We start from the raw sequence: 17,832 nt of genomic DNA, 5'->3' as shown, positions 1-17,832 counted from the left end.
GGGAGCGAGCCTGCTCGCTCCCACAAGGGATTTGTGGTGGCAAACAGATTGATCACACGCCTTTCACGATCGCCTGACAATTTCATTCGTAGACTTCACCCATAGGGCTTCTAACAGCCCGGGAGTCCAAGATGTGGCGTTGCGCAGGTGTGCTGGGATTGTTGATGTTGATCGCGGGTTGCCAGACGACCCACGAGGATTTGATCGCCAAGGGTTATCCACCGGCGTTCGCCGATGGTTTCGATGACGGTTGCAGCAGTGGCCGACAAGCCGCCGGGGCAATCACCGGGGAATTTCGCAAGAACGTCCCGCGCTATCTCAAGGACAAGCAGTACGCCGAAGGCTGGAGCGACGGTTTTCGCCAATGCCAGGCCATGCGCGAAAGCGAGGATCGCGAGGACTATCGCAGCCACCATTGGGACGACCGCGACAAAGCCTGGCAACAGCAAAAGGACCAGGGCGCCGCCCGAGCCTATCGCTCGCAATGAGTCGCTGACAGACATCCATCGAAACTAAAAGCCTGCAACCATGGCCCAAACCCTATAACGGGAGAAAACCATGAGTCGCGCTTTCGTCAATGAAGATAACGCCGCCGCGCAAGCCGATCAGCCAGTCGAACGGCAGGTCAGCGCACAGCCCAATTACGTCACGCCCGCCGGGCTGGCGCAGCTTCAGGCGAAAGTCGCCGAAGTGCAAAACCTGCTCAATGGACAGAATGCGAAAGGCGAACTCGCAGACAAACAGCGCCAGGCCGACCTGGAGCGTGACTGGCGGTATTTCAATCAACGCCTGCAAAGCGCTCAGTTGGTCGTACCGGCCTCCTCGACCGACAAAGTGCAGATTGGCGCGTGGGTAACGTTTGCCGATGAACAGGGCCACGAACAACGTGTGCAGTTGGTCGGTGAGGACCAGGCGGATGCCGCGAGCGGGCTGATCAACTGGGGCTCGCCGCTGGGACGGGCGCTGTTGGGCGCTCAGGTCGGGGACGAGGTGGTGTGGAAGCGGCCGGTGGGGGATTTGGTGATTGAGGTTCTGGGCATAGAAATCGGGTGATCTTCAGGACCCCATCGCGGGCAAGCCCGCTCCCACAGGGGTATATGTTCACTGAAGATCATGTGGGAGCTGGCTTGCCTGCGATGGCCGCGCCACGGTGTAACTGAAAGCCATAAAAAAACGGAGCCCTGAAGGCTCCGTTTTTTATGCAACCGACCCGATATCAGGCCAGTTTCTTGTGCCGTACACGATGTGGCTGGGAAGCCGCTTCACCGAGGCGTTTCTTGCGATCGGCTTCGTACTCGGTGTAGTTACCTTCGAAGAACACTGCTTGCGAGTCGTCTTCGTAAGCCAGGATGTGCGTCGCGACGCGGTCAAGGAACCACCGATCGTGAGAGATCACAATGGCGGCGCCCGGGAAGTCCAGCAGGGCTTCTTCCAGGGAACGCAGGGTTTCAACGTCGAGGTCGTTGGACGGTTCGTCGAGCAGCAGGACGTTGCCGCCCTCTTTCAAGGTCAGGGCCAGGTGCAAGCGACCGCGCTCACCACCGGACAGGTCCTTGACGAACTTCTGCTGGTCGCCGCCCTTGAAGTTGAAGCGACCGACGTAGGTGCGCGACGGGATCTCGTAGTTGCCAATGCGGATCTGGTCGGAACCGTCAGAGATTTGCTGGAACACCGTCTTGCTGCCGTCCAGGTCTTCGCGGCTCTGATCGACGCACGCCAATTGCACGGTTTCGCCGACTTCGATGCTGCCCGAATCCGGTGTTTCCTTGCCCATCAGCATGCGGAACAGGGTCGATTTACCGGCACCGTTACCGCCGATCACGCCAACGATGGCGCCTTTCGGCATGGAGAACGACAGGTTGTCGATCAACACGCGATCGCCGTAACCCTTGGAAACGTTCTTGAACTCGATGACCTTGTCACCCAGGCGTGGACCGGCCGGGATGTAGATCTCGTTGGTTTCGCTGCGCTTCTGGAATTCCTGCGACTGCATTTCTTCAAAGCGTTGCAGACGAGCCTTGGATTTGGACTGGCGGGCCTTGGCGCCTTTGCGCACCCACTCCAGTTCTTCCTTCATGGCTTTTTCGTGGGCCGACTGCTGCTTGGATTCGGCAGCCAGACGATCGGATTTGGCTTCGAGCCAACCCGAATAGTTGCCCTCGTAAGGGATACCGGCGCCGCGGTCGAGCTCGAGGATCCAGCCGGCAACGTTGTCCAGGAAGTACCGGTCGTGCGTGATCGCGACCACGGTGCCCGGGAAGTCGTGCAGGAAGTGCTCCAGCCAGGCGACGGAATCGGCGTCCAGGTGGTTGGTCGGTTCGTCGAGCAGCAGCATGTCCGGTGCGGACAACAGCAGGCGGCACAGGGCCACGCGACGCTTCTCACCACCGGAAAGGAATTCGATCTTGGCATCCCAGGCCGGCAGACGCAGGGCATCGGCGGCGACTTCCAGTTGGCGATCCAGATTGTGACCGTCGCTGGCTTGCAGGATGGCTTCGAGCTTGGCCTGTTCGGCGGCCAGTTTGTCGAAGTCGGCATCTTCATCAGCGTAAGCGGCGTAGACCTCGTCCAGGCGAGCCTGGGCGTTCTTGATCACGCTGACCGCTTCCTCGACCACTTCACGCACGGTCTTGGTCGGGTCCAGGATCGGCTCTTGCGGCAGGTAGCCGATGTTCAGCTCCGGCATCGGACGGGCTTCGCCCTCGAACTCGGTGTCGACGCCCGCCATGATTTTCAACAGCGTGGACTTACCCGAACCGTTGAGGCCGAGCACGCCGATCTTTGCGCCGGGGAAGAAGGACAGCGAAATGTTTTTCAGGATTTCCCGCTTCGGCGGAACAACTTTTCCCAGCCGATGCATGGTGAAGACGTATTGAGCCATGGAGAACCTTGGGTCAGTGACAGATGAATGATTGGAGCGCAGGCGATGCCCGGCCAGACTGTGCGCGTCGTCAGATTGATAATGTATCAATGCATGAGCGCTGAAAAAGTCTGAGTCTAGGAGCTGGAACGCTCCCGCGTAACCGGCAAAGCTACCTGAATGACAGGTGGCAGTCCAGCCGTGAGGGGCTGGCACTTAGCCACAACACAAGGCATGCTAGCCGCCCTTCGGGCGTCCGGCTTATAGTGCACGTCGCGCCAGTCCAGCCAAACCGCAGGATTACAGTTTGTCTAATGTCTCTCCGCCTTCGTCCGTGAGCGCAGCCCATCCTGCGACCGGCTCGCCCCTGCGCGGATCCTTGAAGGGTGCGTTGGCGACACTCGTGCTGTTGTTGCTCGCCTTGTTGTTCTGGCAGCTGCTGGATCAGCTGCGCGAAACACAGAAACACCAGCGGCAATACACCATCGACTACACCGCCGACCTGGCCGCGCAAGTCAGCCTGAACATGGCGCTCAAGGCCCAGATCGCGCTGAACCTGCTACCGATCGTCGAGCAACCGCAAAGTGCCGACGAACAGCAGGCGCTGCTGCGCAAGCTTCAACAATCGCTGCCTGAACTGCGCAGCCTGGCGTTGCTCAGTCCTTCCGGCAAAATCCTCAGCGACAGCGCCGCCGACGCCCAGGATGCCGATTACCTGGGTGAGCTGGTCCGACGCAGCCGCGCCCAGGCCCACTATTTCAGCAATGCCGACGACGGTTCAGTGGTGCACCTGCTGCTGCATCAGGCCAGTGGCAGCAGCCGTGGTTACTGGGCCCTGCGCCTGACGCCGACATTTTTCTCGTCTCTGACCAAGCAAAACGAAGCCGGCATCCGCCCGCTGTGGCTGGTGGAAAACCGGGTCAATCACCAGATCATCAGCCGCGATGAAGCGTCGCCTTCGGTTAAACCGAGCGCGTTGTCCCCGGACGATCTGGCCAACAGCGTGTTGACGGTGCCCCTGAGCAGCAGCGATTGGCAACTGCGCGGACTGTTCGATCGCCAGCAAGTGCTCGAACAACTGTTGCCGGCATTCATCGGCAAATGCCTGTTGGGACTGGCCTTTTCCCTGCTGCCGTTCATCGCGCTGCTGAACATTCGCCGCCGTCAGCGCCAGTTGCATGAGGGCCGCCGCCGCTATCACGATATTTTCGAAGGCACTGGCGTTGCCCTGTGCGTATTGGACGTCTCCGGGCTCAAGACCTTCTTCGACAAAGCCCAACTGCACAGCAGCGAGCAACTCAAGGCCTGGCTCGACAGACCGGAGCAACGCCAGCAATTGCTCCAGGAACTGCGCATCACCGAGGTCAACCAGGTTGCCCTGCAACTGCTCAACGTCAATTCCTGTGCTCAGGCGTGGAAACTGTTGATTGACGGCTGCCCGCAGGACGGCACCGCCATCGGCCATCAAGTGCTCGAAACGGTGTTCAACCAGCAGAGACAGCTCGAGCTGGAAATCAAACTCCAGGACGCCAATGGCCGCGACCAGCACCTGTGGCTGGTGCTGCGCCTGCCGGAAGATCACGCCGACTATAAAGCGGTGATCCTGAGCATCACCGACATCACCAGCCGCAAGCTCATCGAGCTGTCGCTGCTGGAACGTGAAGGCTTCTGGTCCGATGTGGTGCGCACCGTGCCGGATCACCTGTACGTGCAGGACGTGATCAGCCAGCGAATGATTTTCAGCAACCACCACCTGGGCCAGACCCTCGGTTACAACCGTACCGAGTTGCACCAGATGGGCGAGTATTTCTGGGAAATCCTCCTGCACCCCGAAGATGCCGATTACTACCACCGCTCGCGCCAGACCCAGCGCCACGCGGGTTACACCCAATTGCTGCAATGCCAGTTGCGGTTCCGTCATCGCGACGGCAAGTGGCGGCGTTTCGACATTCGCGAACAGGCACTGGCGCGGGACAAACACGATCAAGTCACGCGGATCATCGGTGTGGCCAAGGACATCACCGATCAGATCGAAGCCAGTGAATCCCTGCGTGACAGCGAGCAGCGCTACCGGATGCTCGCCGAAAGCATCAGCGACGTCATTTTCTCCACCGACAGCAAAATGAAGCTCAACTACGTCAGCCCGTCGGTACAAGCCGTGTTGGGCTACGACGCCGAGTGGATCTTCCAGAACGGCTGGCAATCGACCATCGCCAACCCGCAGCAACTGACCGGCATTTACGGCTTGATGGATCGGGTCAGCAAAGCGCTGGATAAACCCGAGCAACTGGCACTGCTGCGCAGTCAGGTGCAGACCCAACTGTTCCTGTTCGATTGCCTGCGCGGCGACGGGCGCAAAATTCCGATCGAGCTACGGCTGGTACTGGTCTGGGACGAACACGGGGCCTTCGAAGGCGTGCTGGGCGTCGGCCGCGACATCAGCCAGCAACGCCGGGCCGAAAAGGACCTGCGCATGGCGGCCACGGTCTTCGAACATTCGACGTCGGCGATCCTGATCACCGACCCGGCCGGCTACATCGTCCAGGCCAACGAAGCGTTCAGTCGCGTCAGCGGTTATGCCGTGGAGCAGGTGCTGGACCAATTGCCGAACATGCTGACCGTCGACGAGCAGCAGGAAGCCCACCTGCGTTATGTGCTCAAGCAACTGCATCAGAACAGCACCTGGGAAGGCGAAGTCTGGCTCAAGCGGCGCAACGGCGAGCATTACCCGGCCTGGGTCGGCATCACGGCAGTGCTCGACGATGAAGGTGACCTGGCCAGTTACGTGTGCTTCTTCAGCGACATCAGCGAGCGCAAGGCCAGCGAGCAGCGGATTCACCGCCTCGCCTACTACGACGCCCTGACTCACCTGCCCAACCGCACGCTGTTCCAGGACCGTCTGCACAACGCGCTGCAATCAGCCGAGCGGCAGAAGTCCTGGGTCGTGCTGATGTTCCTCGACCTAGACCGTTTCAAGCCGATCAACGATTCCCTCGGCCATGCGGCCGGCGACCGTATGCTCAAGGAAATGGCCACGCGCCTGCTCGGTTGCGTCGACGATGACGACACCGTGGCGCGCATGGGCGGCGATGAATTCACCTTGTTGCTGCAACCTCGGGCCAACCGTGAAGTCGCCTTGAACAGGGCGATCCATGTCGCCGAGCAAATCCTCGCCAGCCTGGTGACACCGTTCGTGCTGGAAGGCCGCGAGTTCTTCGTCACCGCCAGTATCGGTATTGCCTTGAGCCCGCAGGATGGCAACGAACTCAGTCAGCTGATGAAAAACGCCGACACCGCGATGTATCACGCCAAGGAGCGCGGCAAGAACAACTTCCAGTTCTATCAGGCGGACATGAACGCCAGCGCCCTGGAGCGCCTGGAACTGGAAAGCGACTTGCGTCATGCCCTGGAACAAGACGAATTCGTTCTGTACTACCAGCCGCAGTTCAGCGGCGATGGCAAACGCCTGACCGGCGCCGAAGCCCTGCTGCGCTGGCGTCATCCACGTCGCGGCCTGGTGCCGCCGGGGGATTTCATTCCGGTGCTCGAAGAGCTTGGGCTGGTGGTGGATGTCGGTGACTGGGTGATCAGCGAAGCCTGCCGGCAGCTCAAGACCTGGCATCAGGCCAAGGTGCGGGTGCCGAAGGTGTCGGTGAACATTTCGGCCCGGCAATTCTCCGACGGCCAGCTCGGGACGCGGATCGCCACCATCCTCAAGGAAACCGGCCTGCCGCCGGCATGCCTGGAGCTGGAGCTGACCGAAAGTATCCTGATGCGTGAAGTCAGCGAAGCGATGCAGATCCTCGCCGGGTTGAAAAACCTCGGCCTGAGTATTGCGGTCGATGACTTCGGCACCGGGTATTCCTCGCTCAACTACCTCAAGCAATTCCCGATCGACGTGCTGAAAATCGACCGCACCTTCGTTGATGGCCTGCCGTCGGGCGAACAGGATGCACAGATTGCCCGGGCGATCATTGCCATGGCCCATAGCCTCAACCTGGCGGTGATTGCCGAAGGTGTGGAAACCCACGAGCAACTCGACTTCCTGCGTGAGCATGGGTGCGATGAGGTTCAGGGGTATCTGTTCGGGCGGCCGATGCCGGCGGGCCGGTTTGAGGCGCAGTTCAGCAATGATGCGCTGTTCATGTTCGACTGAGGCCTTGCGCAGAGACTGCCGGCCCCATCGCGGGCAAGCCCGCTCTCACAGTTTTTTGGTGAATCCAAGATTTGTGACCACTGAAGATCCCTGTGGGAGCGGGCTTGCCCGCGATGAGGCCTGCACAATCACCACTGATCCCGTCATGAAGCCCACTTGTCTGCGACATGATGTCCTTTCATATGCCATCTAAAACCCATTGGGTTAGAATGCCCCCCTTTTCTGCCCCGATCCTTGAGGACCGCCATGTTCAGCCGTGATTTGACTATTGCCAAGTACGACGCCGATCTTTTTGCCGCCATGGAGCAAGAAGCTCAGCGCCAGGATGAACACATCGAGCTGATCGCTTCGGAAAACTACACCAGCCCAGCGGTGATGGAAGCTCAAGGCTCGGTACTGACCAACAAATACGCCGAAGGCTACCCGGGCAAGCGCTACTACGGTGGTTGCGAGTTCGTCGACGTGGTTGAGCAACTGGCCATCGACCGCGCCAAAGAACTGTTCGGCGCCGATTACGCCAACGTTCAGCCGCACGCTGGTTCGCAAGCCAACAGCGCCGTTTACCTGGCTCTGCTGCAAGCGGGCGACACCATCCTGGGCATGAGCCTGGCCCACGGCGGTCACCTGACCCACGGTGCCAGCGTTTCCTCCTCCGGCAAGCTGTACAACGCCGTTCAATACGGCATCGACGCCAATGGCCTGATCGATTACGACGAAGTCGAGCGCCTGGCCGTTGAGCACAAGCCAAAAATGATCGTGGCCGGTTTCTCTGCCTACTCGCAGATCCTCGACTTCCCGCGTTTCCGCGAAATCGCTGACAAAGTTGGCGCCTACCTGTTCGTCGACATGGCCCACGTGGCCGGTCTGGTCGCCGCTGGCGTCTACCCGAACCCGGTTCCATTCGCTGACGTCGTGACCACCACCACGCACAAGACCCTACGCGGTCCACGTGGCGGCCTGATCCTGGCTCGCGCCAACGCTGACATCGAGAAGAAGCTGAACTCCGCGGTATTCCCGGGCGCCCAGGGTGGCCCGCTGGAGCACGTGATCGCCGCCAAGGCGATCTGCTTCAAGGAAGCACTGCAGCCTGAGTTCAAGGCTTACCAGGAACAAGTGGTGAAAAACGCTCAGGCCATGGCCGAAGTGTTCATCCAGCGCGGTTTCGACGTGGTGTCCGGCGGTACCAAGAACCACCTGTTCCTGCTGTCGCTGATCAAGCAGGACATCTCCGGTAAAGACGCCGACGCCGCTCTGGGCAAAGCGTTCATCACCGTGAACAAGAACTCCGTGCCAAACGACCCACGCTCCCCGTTCGTCACCTCTGGCCTGCGCTTCGGTACTCCGGCTGTGACCACTCGCGGCTTCAAGGAAGCAGAGTGCAAAGAGCTGGCTGGCTGGATCTGCGACATCCTGGCTGACCTGAACAACGAAGCGGTGATCGACGCCGTTCGTGAGAAGGTCAAGGCCATCTGCAAGAAGCTGCCGGTGTACGGCGCTTAATTGCACCGCTGAACCGCAGCACTAAAAAACCGGCCAGTGATGGCCGGTTTTTTTTCGCCTTGGATTTGTAGGAGCCGGCTTGCTGGCAATACGTCCTTGAGCCTTGCAATGATCTTTCGGCCGCCATCGCCAGCAAGCCGGCTCCTACAGGAATAGCACCACTGGTCAGACCGGCCATGCCAATCACACAATTTCCGCTTGCGATATCCCAAAAACAGCGCCTAGACTGCGCCTGCACTGGACATACCGGTAAGACCACAATAATTAAGTCCTGAATCTGATGCGCTCACTCAAGCGCACGGCAGCCAGGACACCGACCAGGATTCCTCCCATGCTCAGATGGTGCTCGCGTTCAATCTTCCTCCAAGTGGTTCTCGGACTGGTGCTCGGCATCGTCTGCGGGCTGACCCTTCCTGAATACTCCGCCCAGCTCAAACCGCTCGGCGATGGCTTCATCAAACTGATCAAGATGCTCATCGGTCTGATCGTGTTCTGCGTAGTGGTCAGCGGCATCAGCGGTGCCGGCGACTTGAAGAAGGTCGGACGCATCGGCCTGAAATCGGTGATCTATTTCGAAATCCTGACCACCATCGCCCTGGTGATCGGTCTGGTGTTCGCGTTCACCACCGGCATCGGCAGCGGCGCGAACATTCATCTGGATCAGCTTTCCGCTGCCGACATGGGCGACATCGCCCAGCGCGGTCAGCACATGCAAACCACCTCCCAGTTCCTGATGAACCTGATCCCGACCTCGGTCATCGGCGCCTTCGCGGAGAACAACATCCTGCAAGTGCTGCTGTTTTCGGTGTTGTTCGGCAGTGCGCTGAACCTGGTAGGCGAAGCAGCGTCGGGTATTTCCCGACTGATCAATGAACTGAGCCACGTGATCTTCCGCATCATGGGCATGATCGTGCGTCTGGCGCCGATCGGCGTGTTCGGCGCCATCGCGTTCACCACCAGCAAATATGGCCTGGATTCGCTGCAGCACCTGGGCAGCCTGGTCGGCCTGTTCTACCTGACCTGCGTAGCGTTCGTGTCGCTGATTCTTGGCCTGGTGATGCGTTTGTCCGGCCTGCGGATGTGGCCACTGCTCAAGTACCTGCGCGAAGAATTGCTGATTGTCATGGGCACCGCCTCGTCCGACGCCGTGCTGCCACAAATCATGCGCAAGCTTGAGCACTTGGGCATCGGCAGTTCGACGGTCGGTCTGGTGATTCCTACGGGTTATTCATTCAACCTCGATGGGTTCTCAATCTACCTGACCCTGGCCATCGTCTTCATCGCCAACGCCACCGGCACGCCGTTGGCCATGACCGACTTGCTGACGATTCTGTTGGTCTCGCTGATTACCTCAAAAGGTGCCCACGGGATTCCCGGCTCGGCGCTGGTGATTCTGGCGGCAACACTCACGGCGATCCCGGCGATTCCGGTGGTCGGGCTGGTGCTGGTACTGGCAGTGGACTGGTTCATGGGCATCGGCCGGGCGCTGACCAACCTGATCGGCAACTGCGTCGCCACCGTGGCCATTGCCCGCTGGGAGAAGGACATCGATATTCAACGGGCGAACAAAGTGCTTTCCGGACAAGTGGGTTATACCTTCCAGCCGAGAAAACCTGTGGCCCCGGCGCATCAGCAGGAATTCTGAATAATCGCCGTGCCTGCCTGCGGGCAGGCACGGTCAACAACCGTTTTGGAAGCTCATGGAGCGAACAGTGATCACCTCGTCGACCGTTGTGAATTCAGTAGTAGAAAAACTCCGGGCCGCTTTGGCCCGTGGTCAGTGGCGCTCCGGCGAAATGCTGCCGGGGCAACGTGAACTGGCCGAACAACTGGGCATCAGCCGCCCGAGCCTGCGTGAAGCGGTGATCGTGCTGGAAACCCTTGGCCTGGTGCGCTCGATGCCTGGCAAAGGCGTGGTGGTGCTGGACGCCCATCTCAGCGACAGCCAAAGCCACGACAGCGCGCTGGCCGGCGCCAGCCTGGAAGACGTGCTGCAACTGCGCTACACCCTCGAGCCGTTTATCGTCGGCCTGGTCGCGCAGTCGATCAGCAGCAAGGAAGTCGGGCAACTGCGCCTGACCCTGATGGACATGCGCGAAGCGCTGGAAGCCAACGACAGCGAGGCCGGGGTGAACGCCTACATCGCGTTCCACGAAGAACTGTTCACGCTGACCTCGAACCCGATTTTCCAGAGCGTGGTGCAGCAGACCAGCAATGCCCTCAAGCAAAGCGCCGAGGTGCTGCGCAACTCCCCCGAGCACCTGGCTGAGCGCCTTGAAGAGAACGAAGCCGTGGTGCGCGCGATTCGCAGTAAAAACAGCGCCCAGGCCAGTGCCGAGATGCGTCGGCACATCCTTCGGGAAGGCCAGCGGATGGGCATCGAGTTGAATATCCCGGACGACAACCTCGGCAGTTAAAACTGCTTCGAACTGGAGACAGGCCATGAATAGCTTCGCCTCACCGCAAACACTCACTGCCCTGCCCTTTCCAGCGCGGGCGGACGATCTCTATTCGCGGATCTTCGACGCCATTCTCGAACAGCGCCTCACTGCGTCCAGCCGCTTTACCGAAGAAAGCCTGGCGCAGATGTTCAGCGTTCGACGCAGTGACATTCGTGGCGTGCTGACGCGCCTGTCTCATCAGCAAATCATCGTCCTACGGGCAAACCATCGACCCCGCATCGCCGCGCTTGATGCCGAGCAGACCCGGCAGACACTGCATGCCCGGCGGCTGACCGAGACCACCTTGGTGCGGCTCGCCTGCCAGCAACCTCGTGCGCAAGACTTGAACCGCCTGCATGCCCTGATCGAGAGCGAGCGCCACTGTACCGCGCGTGGCACGGCGATCCGGTTGGCCGGGGAGTTTCATTTGCAGTTGGCGGAAATGGCGGGGAATGCCCCGTTGGCGCATTTTCTGGGTAGCCTGGTGCCGCTGACTTCACTGGCGATTGCGCAGTTTGATGCGCCGGCGGAGGGTTATTGCGGGTGGCATGAGGACATTATCCATGCGGTGGAGCGTGGAGATGCCATGGCTGCAGAGGCATTGCTGAGCCGGCACTTGGATTTTCTTGAAGAGGCCTTACTGAACTCTGAATCGAGTTCAGGCCAGAATCGTGTTGCCGGGTAAATCGCCATCGCGGGCAAGCCCGCTCCCACAGTGATCTTCGGTGCTCACTTTTTTCCTCACCCGAAAAACCTGTGGGAGCGGGCTTGCCCGCGATGACGGCATGACAGGCGCCGATAATTCTAGTCCGCAGCCACCCGCGCAAACCCTTCCCGAATCTTCTCTTCCGGCAAATCATCGGCAATGAACACGATGACGCTTTCCCGCGCCTCGTCGTCCGCCCATTCGGTATCCCAATCGAATCCGTATAACTTCAACACGCCCTGAAACACCATCCGACGCGGCTCACCAACGATGCTCAACACACCTTTGTAGCGCAGCAATTGCTTGCCATGGTCTTCCAGCAGCTCGTTCATGAACTCGCTGAGCTTGTCGATATCCAGCGGCTTGTCGGTGCGCAGCACCAGGCTGGAGATCCGGTCGATGGAGGGCGCCTTGGCCACCGGGCGCAGGCTGACGCCGCCGAGGTCGGCATTCAGGTTGAAACCGCGCACGTCGAGCAATTCGGCCAGGTCGATCTTGCCGTGTTCGACCACACGAATCGGCGCGCGACGGTTGATGCGGGTCAGGCGTTCGCTCAGTGCGGTAAACGTCGCTTCGTCCACCAGATCGCGCTTGCTCACCAGCAAGCGGTCGGCGAAACCGATTTGCGCCTGGGCGATGGTTTGCGTCAGGTGAGTGTCGGCGTGCGCCGCGTCGACCAGGGTGATGATGCCGTCGAGGATGTAACGCTCGCGCAGCTCTTCATCGATGAAAAAGGTTTGCGCCACTGGCGCCGGATCGGCCAGGCCGGTGCATTCGATCACCAGACGGTCAAAGGCGATTTCGCCGCCGTCCAGGCGTTCGAGCAGCAGGTACAAGGCCTTGGTCAGGTCGGTGTGGATGGTGCAGCAGACGCAGCCGTTGGACAGCGTCATCACTTGCACCGGTTCATCACCCAACAGCTGGGTGTCGATGCCGGCGTCACTGAATTCGTTCTCGATCACCGCGATTTTCAGGCCGTGCTCGGCTTTGAGCAGGTGGCGCAGCAGCGTGGTCTTACCGGCGCCGAGGAAGCCGCTGAGGATGGTTACCGGGATGGGAGAGGACAACTGGAGTCTCCTGTTTCACAAAATTAAAAAGCAACACAAAACAAATGTGGGAGCGGGCTTGCCCGCGATAGCGATTTACCATTCAACATCAATGTTGACTGATAGTCCGTCATCGCGGGCAAGCCCGCTCCCACAGGGATTGCATCAAGCCGACTGTTGCATCAACAGCACTTCGGCCCACCCTTGCCACCGTAACGAGCCTCTTGGCGTTCCCGAAAGAACATCTCGTAGCTCATCATCGGTTTGTCCGGGTGTTTGGTTTGCATATGCTCGACGTAGTTGTCGTAGTCGGGCATGCCGACCATCAGGCGCGCGGCCTGACCGAGGTATTTACCGAGGCGACTCAGGTCATTGAACATGGTGCAATCCTCGATTAGGCATCCGGCAGCGCCTGGAACGGTGCTTCTTTATCCGTGCGTTCTTTGCTGCCCCAGGCGGAAATACCGACCTTGAGCGCATAGAACAGGATGCTGAAGACCACGAACAGGAACAGCGCCGTCAGCGTTGCGTTGGTGTAAGCGTTGAAGATCACGTGCTGCATCTGAGTGATGTCCTTGGCCGGGGCGAGGATCTGGCCGTTGGCCAGCGCATCGCTGTATTTTTTCGCCAGCGACAGGAAGCCGATCGCCGGGTTGGCGTCGAACAGCTTGATGAAACCGGCGGTGGTGGTGCAGATCAGCAGCCAGACCGCTGGCAGCATGGTCACCCAGACGTAGCGTTGGCGTTTCATTTTGATCAGCACAACGGTGCCGAGCATCAGCGCAATACCGGCCAGCATCTGGTTGGAGATACCGAACAACGGCCACAAGGTGTTGATGCCGCCCAGTGGATCGATCACGCCCTGGTACAGCAACCAGCCCCACATCGCCACGCAACCGGCGGTTGCGATCAGGTTGGCGGTCCAGGATTCGGTGCGTTTCAGCGCCGGCACGAAGGAACCGAGCAAGTCCTGCAGCATGAAACGCCCGGCACGGGTGCCGGCATCAACGGCCGTCAAAATGAACAGCGCTTCGAACAGGATCGCGAAGTGGTACCAGAACGCCATGGTGTTTTCACCCGGCAGGACACTGTGCAGGATCTGCGCAATACCGACCGCCAGGGTCGGCGCACCGCCGGCACGGGCCAGGATCGTGGTTTCACCGATGTCCTTGGCCACCGCTTGCAGCGCTTCCGGAGTGATTGCAAAGCCCCAGCTGGTGACCGTTTGAGCCACTGCCACCACGTCACCGCCGACGACTGCCGCCGGGCTGTTCATGGCGAAGTACACGCCTGGCTCGATCACCGAAGCCGCGACCATCGCCATGATGGCGACGAAGGATTCCATCAACATGGCGCCGTAACCGATGTAACGGGAATTGACCTCGTTATCCAGCAGTTTCGGTGTGGTGCCAGAGGAGATCAGCGCGTGGAAACCGGAGACCGCGCCACAGGCAATGGTGATAAACAGGAACGGGAACAGACCGCCCTTCCAGACAGGGCCGGTACCGTCGACGAACTGGGTCAATGCCGGCATTTTCAGCTCGGGCATAGTGACCAGGATGCCGATCGCCAGCGCCACGATGGTGCCGATCTTCAGGAACGTCGACAGATAGTCACGCGGCGCCAGAATCAGCCAGACCGGCAGCGAGGCGGCCACGAAACCGTATCCGACCAGCATCCACGTAATCTGCACGCCAGTGAAGCTGAACGCCTTGGCCCAGACCGGATCGGCGGCTATCTGCCCGCCCAGCCAGATCGAACCCAAGAGCAGCAACACGCCGACCACGGAGATTTCGCCAATGCGACCCGGGCGGATGTAGCGCATGTAAATGCCCATGAACATTGCGATCGGGATGGTCGCCATCACCGTGAAAATCCCCCATGGGCTCTCGGCCAGGGCTTTCACGACGATCAGCGCCAGCACCGCGAGGATGATGATCATGATCAGGAAGCAGCCAAACAGCGCGATGGTCCCGGGAATACGGCCCATTTCTTCACGAACCATGTCGCCCAGTGAGCGGCCGTTGCGGCGGGTGGACATGAACAGGACCATGAAGTCCTGAACCGCACCGGCCAGCACCACGCCGGCGATCAGCCACAGCGTACCGGGCAGATAGCCCATCTGTGCAGCCAATACCGGGCCGACCAGCGGCCCCGCGCCAGCGATGGCGGCGAAGTGGTGACCAAAGAGGATGTGTTTGTTGGTGGGGACGTAGTCCAGACCGTCATTGTTGAGTACGGCGGGGGTGGCCCGTCGCGGGTCAAGTTGCATCACATTGTTGGCGATGAACAGACTGTAATAGCGGTAGGCAACCAGATAAATGGCCACGGCAGCGACCACAATCCACAAGGCGTTGATCGCCTCGCCTCGGCGCAATGCCACGACACCAAGGGCGCACGCCCCCACGATTGCCAGCAGCAGCCAGGGTAGATGGCGTAGCAGGCTATTATTATTTTTCATTTTATGATTCCAGCCAGAGTGGACAAGAAAGACAGCCACCCCGAGTTTAGCTCGCCTGACGGCAAAGGCCATACCCCGACATTGGTCTAGAAGACTGTCCTGACTGGCAGGCTCCGACAATGCGGGTCTATAGTCAGCGAACATCTAGAGGATTGCGCCATGAGCGAGCACCCTGCCGATCGTCGCCGCTTCAAACGTATTGCGTTCGATGCCAAAACCGAGCTGAGCCAGGGGGAATTCATCTGGCCGGTGAAGCTGATCGACCTCTCACTCAAGGGGCTGCTGATCGAGAAGCCCGAGCCGTGGCTGGGTAATCGGGATTGGCATTTCCTGGTGGATATTCATCTAAACGAAGACGTCGAGATCAAGATGGATGTGATGTTGACCCACGATGATCATGGTCAACTCGGGTTCGTCTGCAAACACATCAGCCTGGAATCGATTGAGCGCCTGCGGCGGTTGATCGAGTTCAACCTGGGGGATCCCGAGGAACTGGAGCGCGAATTGGGCGCTTTGATCGAAATCTAAAGACCCAACACTAATCCGATGTGGGAGCGGGCTTGCTCGCGAAGGCGGTTTAGCATTCAACGATGATGTTGACTGATAGTCCGCCATCGCGAGCGAGCGCGCTCCCACAAGGTTTGTGTTCCACCTGGAAGGTTATTCGAACAATGCGTCGAGGGCCTGCTCCAGACGGGTCACGGCAATAATCTGCAACCCCGGCGGCGCTTCCTTGGGCGCATTGCCCTTGGGCACGATGGCGCGTTTGAAGCCGTGCTTGGCGGCTTCCTTCAAGCGTTCCTGGCCACTCGGCACCGGGCGCACTTCGCCCGACAGCCCGACTTCACCGAACACCAGCAAGTCATGGGGCAGCGGGCGATTGCGCAAACTGGACATGACCGCGGCCATCAACGCCAGGTCGGAGGCCGTTTCCAGCACCTTCACCCCGCCGACCACGTTGAGGAAGACGTCCTGATCGTGAGTCGGAATCCCGCCGTGACGGTGCAGCACCGCCAGCAACATCGCCAGACGATTCTGATCCAGTCCCAGCGTGACCCGACGCGGGTTCGCCAAATGGCTGTCATCCACCAGCGCCTGGACTTCCACCAGCATCGGCCGCGTCCCTTCCCACGTCGCCATGACCACACTGCCCGGTACTTCTTCCTGCGCACGGGTCAGAAAAATCGCTGACGGGTTGGAGACTTCTTTCAGGCCTTTGTCGGTCATGCCGAACACGCCCAATTCGTTGACAGCGCCGAAACGGTTTTTCACCGCGCGCAACAGACGCAGCCGTCCATCGGATTCGCCTTCGAAATACAGCACCGTGTCGACCATGTGTTCCAGGACGCGCGGCCCGGCCAAGGCGCCTTCTTTTGTCACGTGGCCGACCAGGAAAATCGCCGTGCCGCTCTGCTTGGCATACCGTACCAGCAACGCCGCACTTTCCCTGACCTGCGACACGCCGCCGGGTGCCGATTGCAGTTGCTCGGTAAAGATGGTCTGAATGGAGTCGATCACCATGACCTTGGGCTTTTCGACCCGGGCAGTGGCGATGATGGTTTCGATGCAGGTTTCGGTCATCACCCGCAGCTGATCCTGAGGCAGGCCGAGACGGCGCGCGCGCATGGCCACCTGCTGCTGGGATTCTTCGCCGGTGACGTACAGCGCCGGCATGACTTTGGCGAGGTTGCACAAGGTTTGCAGGAGAATGGTCGATTTGCCGATACCGGGGTCACCGCCGATCAGCACCACCGAACCATCCACCAGGCCACCGCCCAACACCCGATCGAGTTCGCTGGAGGCGGTGGAGAAGCGCGGAATCTCTTCGACGCTGACTTCGGCCAGGGTCTTAATCTGTGCCTGTTGCCCGGTCCAACCGGTGCGACCGCTGGGTGCTGCGGCGGCGCCGCTCTCGACCATGGTTTCGGTCAGCGTGTTCCAGGCCCCGCACTCGCCGCACTGGCCGGCCCACTTGGGGAAGGTTGAGCCGCACTCGGTGCAGCCGTACATGCGCTTGGCCTTGGCCATCTGAACTCCCGGCAAAAACCGCGATGATAGCTCAGCTGACGCGGATCAGCGCGGCGCCGCTGTGCGGATTTCACCGTTGGCCAGACGCGCGGCGCTGTTGCCCAACGGATCTTCGGCATTCAGGTCGGCGCCCTTGGCCTTGAGTTCATCCAGCAATTCGACTCGCTTGAACAGTCCCGCGTACATCGCGGCCGTCTGGCCAGCGCCGTTACGTTGGTCGGGGCTGCAATGGGCGGCCAACAGGGTTTTGGCGATCTGGATTTCGCCCTTGAAAATGGCACCCATCAGGGCGGTGTTGCCGCGCTGATCCTGAGCGCAGGCATCGGCCCCGGCCGCGAGCAAACGGTCCACGGCGGCTGTCTGGCCGTGATAGGCCGCAAGAATCAGCGCGGTGTAGCCCTTGCTGTCGCGGGTATCGAGGGAATAATTGGCCTCAATGAAGGTATCGAGCATCGGCACATCGCCACGGCGGGCGGCGTCGAAGTAATAATTTTGCAGTTGAACCTTCAGCACTGCGGGATCTTCAGCCGGCCCGCCGAATACGCTGAACGACACGCACGCCAGAAACAGCGATAGGCAAAAACGCATGGCAAGCTCCTTGGTCTGACGGGACCTCGTCCGAGGCCCCGCTTTT

The 17,832-nt window shown here is 60.1% G+C and carries 14 protein-coding genes; 8 read left to right on the top strand and 6 right to left on the bottom strand.

Annotation, left to right across the window (positions count from 1 at the left end):
• Window positions 1-131: 131 nt before the first annotated feature.
• Together K0F88_RS18990 and K0F88_RS18985 are read left to right on the top strand one after the other, a co-directional pair.
• Window positions 132-488: a hypothetical protein gene (locus K0F88_RS18990; protein WP_094470557.1), complete on the top strand. Its 357-nt coding sequence runs from the start codon at window positions 132-134 to the stop codon at window positions 486-488.
• Between the two features lie 70 nt (window positions 489-558).
• Window positions 559-1,053, top strand: coding sequence for a GreA/GreB family elongation factor (locus K0F88_RS18985; RefSeq protein ID WP_094470556.1), 495 nt, complete (start codon window positions 559-561; stop codon window positions 1,051-1,053).
• 163 nt (window positions 1,054-1,216) lie between these two features.
• Here K0F88_RS18985 and ettA read toward each other — a convergent pair whose 3' ends face one another.
• A complete protein-coding gene (gene ettA / locus K0F88_RS18980) occupies window positions 1,217-2,881 on the bottom strand; it encodes an energy-dependent translational throttle protein EttA (protein WP_010467508.1) in 1,665 nt (554 codons plus the stop codon).
• Between the two features lie 286 nt (window positions 2,882-3,167).
• Here ettA and K0F88_RS18975 point away from each other — a divergent pair, with 286 nt between their 5' ends.
• The 5 genes from K0F88_RS18975 (at window position 3,168) to K0F88_RS18955 (ending at window position 11,642) form a co-directional block, all read left to right on the top strand.
• A complete protein-coding gene (locus tag K0F88_RS18975) occupies window positions 3,168-7,016 on the top strand; it encodes a bifunctional diguanylate cyclase/phosphodiesterase (RefSeq protein WP_219096083.1) in 3,849 nt (1,282 codons plus the stop codon).
• A gap of 246 nt (window positions 7,017-7,262) precedes the next feature.
• Window positions 7,263-8,516 (top strand): serine hydroxymethyltransferase, encoded by a 1,254-nt coding sequence (gene glyA, locus K0F88_RS18970; RefSeq protein ID WP_219096082.1) that lies wholly within the window; start codon window positions 7,263-7,265, stop codon window positions 8,514-8,516.
• Window positions 8,517-8,847: 331 nt separating this feature from the next.
• Entirely contained in the window at window positions 8,848-10,161 is a 1,314-nt protein-coding gene (locus K0F88_RS18965) for a C4-dicarboxylate transporter DctA (RefSeq protein ID WP_219096081.1), read from the top strand.
• 67 nt (window positions 10,162-10,228) lie between these two features.
• Entirely contained in the window at window positions 10,229-10,933 is a 705-nt protein-coding gene (locus K0F88_RS18960; protein ID WP_219096080.1) for a FadR/GntR family transcriptional regulator, read from the top strand.
• 25 nt (window positions 10,934-10,958) lie between these two features.
• Window positions 10,959-11,642 carry a GntR family transcriptional regulator gene (locus K0F88_RS18955; protein ID WP_094470549.1) on the top strand — a complete coding sequence of 228 codons (684 nt, stop codon included), beginning with the start codon at window positions 10,959-10,961 and terminating at the stop codon, window positions 11,640-11,642.
• A gap of 119 nt (window positions 11,643-11,761) precedes the next feature.
• Here the strand turns inward: K0F88_RS18955 and yjiA are convergent, their stop codons facing one another.
• The 3 genes from yjiA to K0F88_RS18940 all read right to left on the bottom strand — a co-directional run bounded on the left by yjiA (window position 11,762) and on the right by K0F88_RS18940 (window position 15,170).
• Window positions 11,762-12,730: a GTPase gene (gene yjiA, locus K0F88_RS18950; protein WP_219096079.1), complete on the bottom strand. Its 969-nt coding sequence runs from the start codon at window positions 12,728-12,730 to the stop codon at window positions 11,762-11,764.
• A 161-nt stretch (window positions 12,731-12,891) separates the two neighbouring features.
• Window positions 12,892-13,089, bottom strand: coding sequence for a YbdD/YjiX family protein (locus tag K0F88_RS18945; RefSeq protein ID WP_010467494.1), 198 nt, complete (start codon window positions 13,087-13,089; stop codon window positions 12,892-12,894).
• Window positions 13,090-13,103: 14 nt separating this feature from the next.
• Window positions 13,104-15,170, bottom strand: a complete 2,067-nt coding sequence (locus K0F88_RS18940) for a carbon starvation CstA family protein (protein WP_219096078.1) — start codon at window positions 15,168-15,170, stop codon at window positions 13,104-13,106.
• Window positions 15,171-15,329: 159 nt separating this feature from the next.
• Here K0F88_RS18940 and K0F88_RS18935 point away from each other — a divergent pair, with 159 nt between their 5' ends.
• Window positions 15,330-15,698, top strand: a complete 369-nt coding sequence (locus K0F88_RS18935; RefSeq protein WP_094470546.1) for a PilZ domain-containing protein — start codon at window positions 15,330-15,332, stop codon at window positions 15,696-15,698.
• Between the two features lie 132 nt (window positions 15,699-15,830).
• Here K0F88_RS18935 and radA read toward each other — a convergent pair whose 3' ends face one another.
• Window positions 15,831-17,198 (bottom strand): DNA repair protein RadA, encoded by a 1,368-nt coding sequence (radA, locus tag K0F88_RS18930; RefSeq protein ID WP_219096077.1) that lies wholly within the window; start codon window positions 17,196-17,198, stop codon window positions 15,831-15,833.
• Between the two features lie 45 nt (window positions 17,199-17,243).
• Window positions 17,244-17,786 (bottom strand): ankyrin repeat domain-containing protein, encoded by a 543-nt coding sequence (locus K0F88_RS18925; RefSeq protein WP_094470544.1) that lies wholly within the window; start codon window positions 17,784-17,786, stop codon window positions 17,244-17,246.
• Window positions 17,787-17,832: the final 46 nt, after the last annotated feature.

The sequence above is a fragment of the Pseudomonas sp. UMAB-40 genome, from assembly GCF_900095275.1.
Classification (GTDB): domain Bacteria; phylum Pseudomonadota; class Gammaproteobacteria; order Pseudomonadales; family Pseudomonadaceae; genus Aquipseudomonas; species Aquipseudomonas mandelii_B.
Note: the sequence above shows the minus strand (reverse complement) of the source record. Positions and strands in the feature narration are given on the sequence as shown.

Bases quoted from the DNA above. Each gene is read 5' to 3' on its own strand.
- K0F88_RS18990 (WP_094470557.1), top strand. From the start codon at position 132: ATGTGGCGTTGCGCAGGTGTGCTGGGATTGTTGATGTTGATCGCGGGT.
- K0F88_RS18985 (WP_094470556.1), top strand. From the start codon at position 559: ATGAGTCGCGCTTTCGTCAATGAAGATAACGCCGCCGCGCAAGCCGAT.
- ettA (WP_010467508.1), bottom strand. From the start codon at position 2,881: ATGGCTCAATACGTCTTCACCATGCATCGGCTGGGAAAAGTTGTTCCG.
- glyA (WP_219096082.1), top strand. From the start codon at position 7,263: ATGTTCAGCCGTGATTTGACTATTGCCAAGTACGACGCCGATCTTTTT.
- K0F88_RS18965 (WP_219096081.1), top strand. From the start codon at position 8,848: ATGCTCAGATGGTGCTCGCGTTCAATCTTCCTCCAAGTGGTTCTCGGA.
- K0F88_RS18955 (WP_094470549.1), top strand. From the start codon at position 10,959: ATGAATAGCTTCGCCTCACCGCAAACACTCACTGCCCTGCCCTTTCCA.
- K0F88_RS18945 (WP_010467494.1), bottom strand. From the start codon at position 13,089: ATGTTCAATGACCTGAGTCGCCTCGGTAAATACCTCGGTCAGGCCGCG.
- K0F88_RS18940 (WP_219096078.1), bottom strand. From the start codon at position 15,170: ATGAAAAATAATAATAGCCTGCTACGCCATCTACCCTGGCTGCTGCTG.
- K0F88_RS18935 (WP_094470546.1), top strand. From the start codon at position 15,330: ATGAGCGAGCACCCTGCCGATCGTCGCCGCTTCAAACGTATTGCGTTC.
- radA (WP_219096077.1), bottom strand. From the start codon at position 17,198: ATGGCCAAGGCCAAGCGCATGTACGGCTGCACCGAGTGCGGCTCAACC.
- K0F88_RS18925 (WP_094470544.1), bottom strand. From the start codon at position 17,786: ATGCGTTTTTGCCTATCGCTGTTTCTGGCGTGCGTGTCGTTCAGCGTA.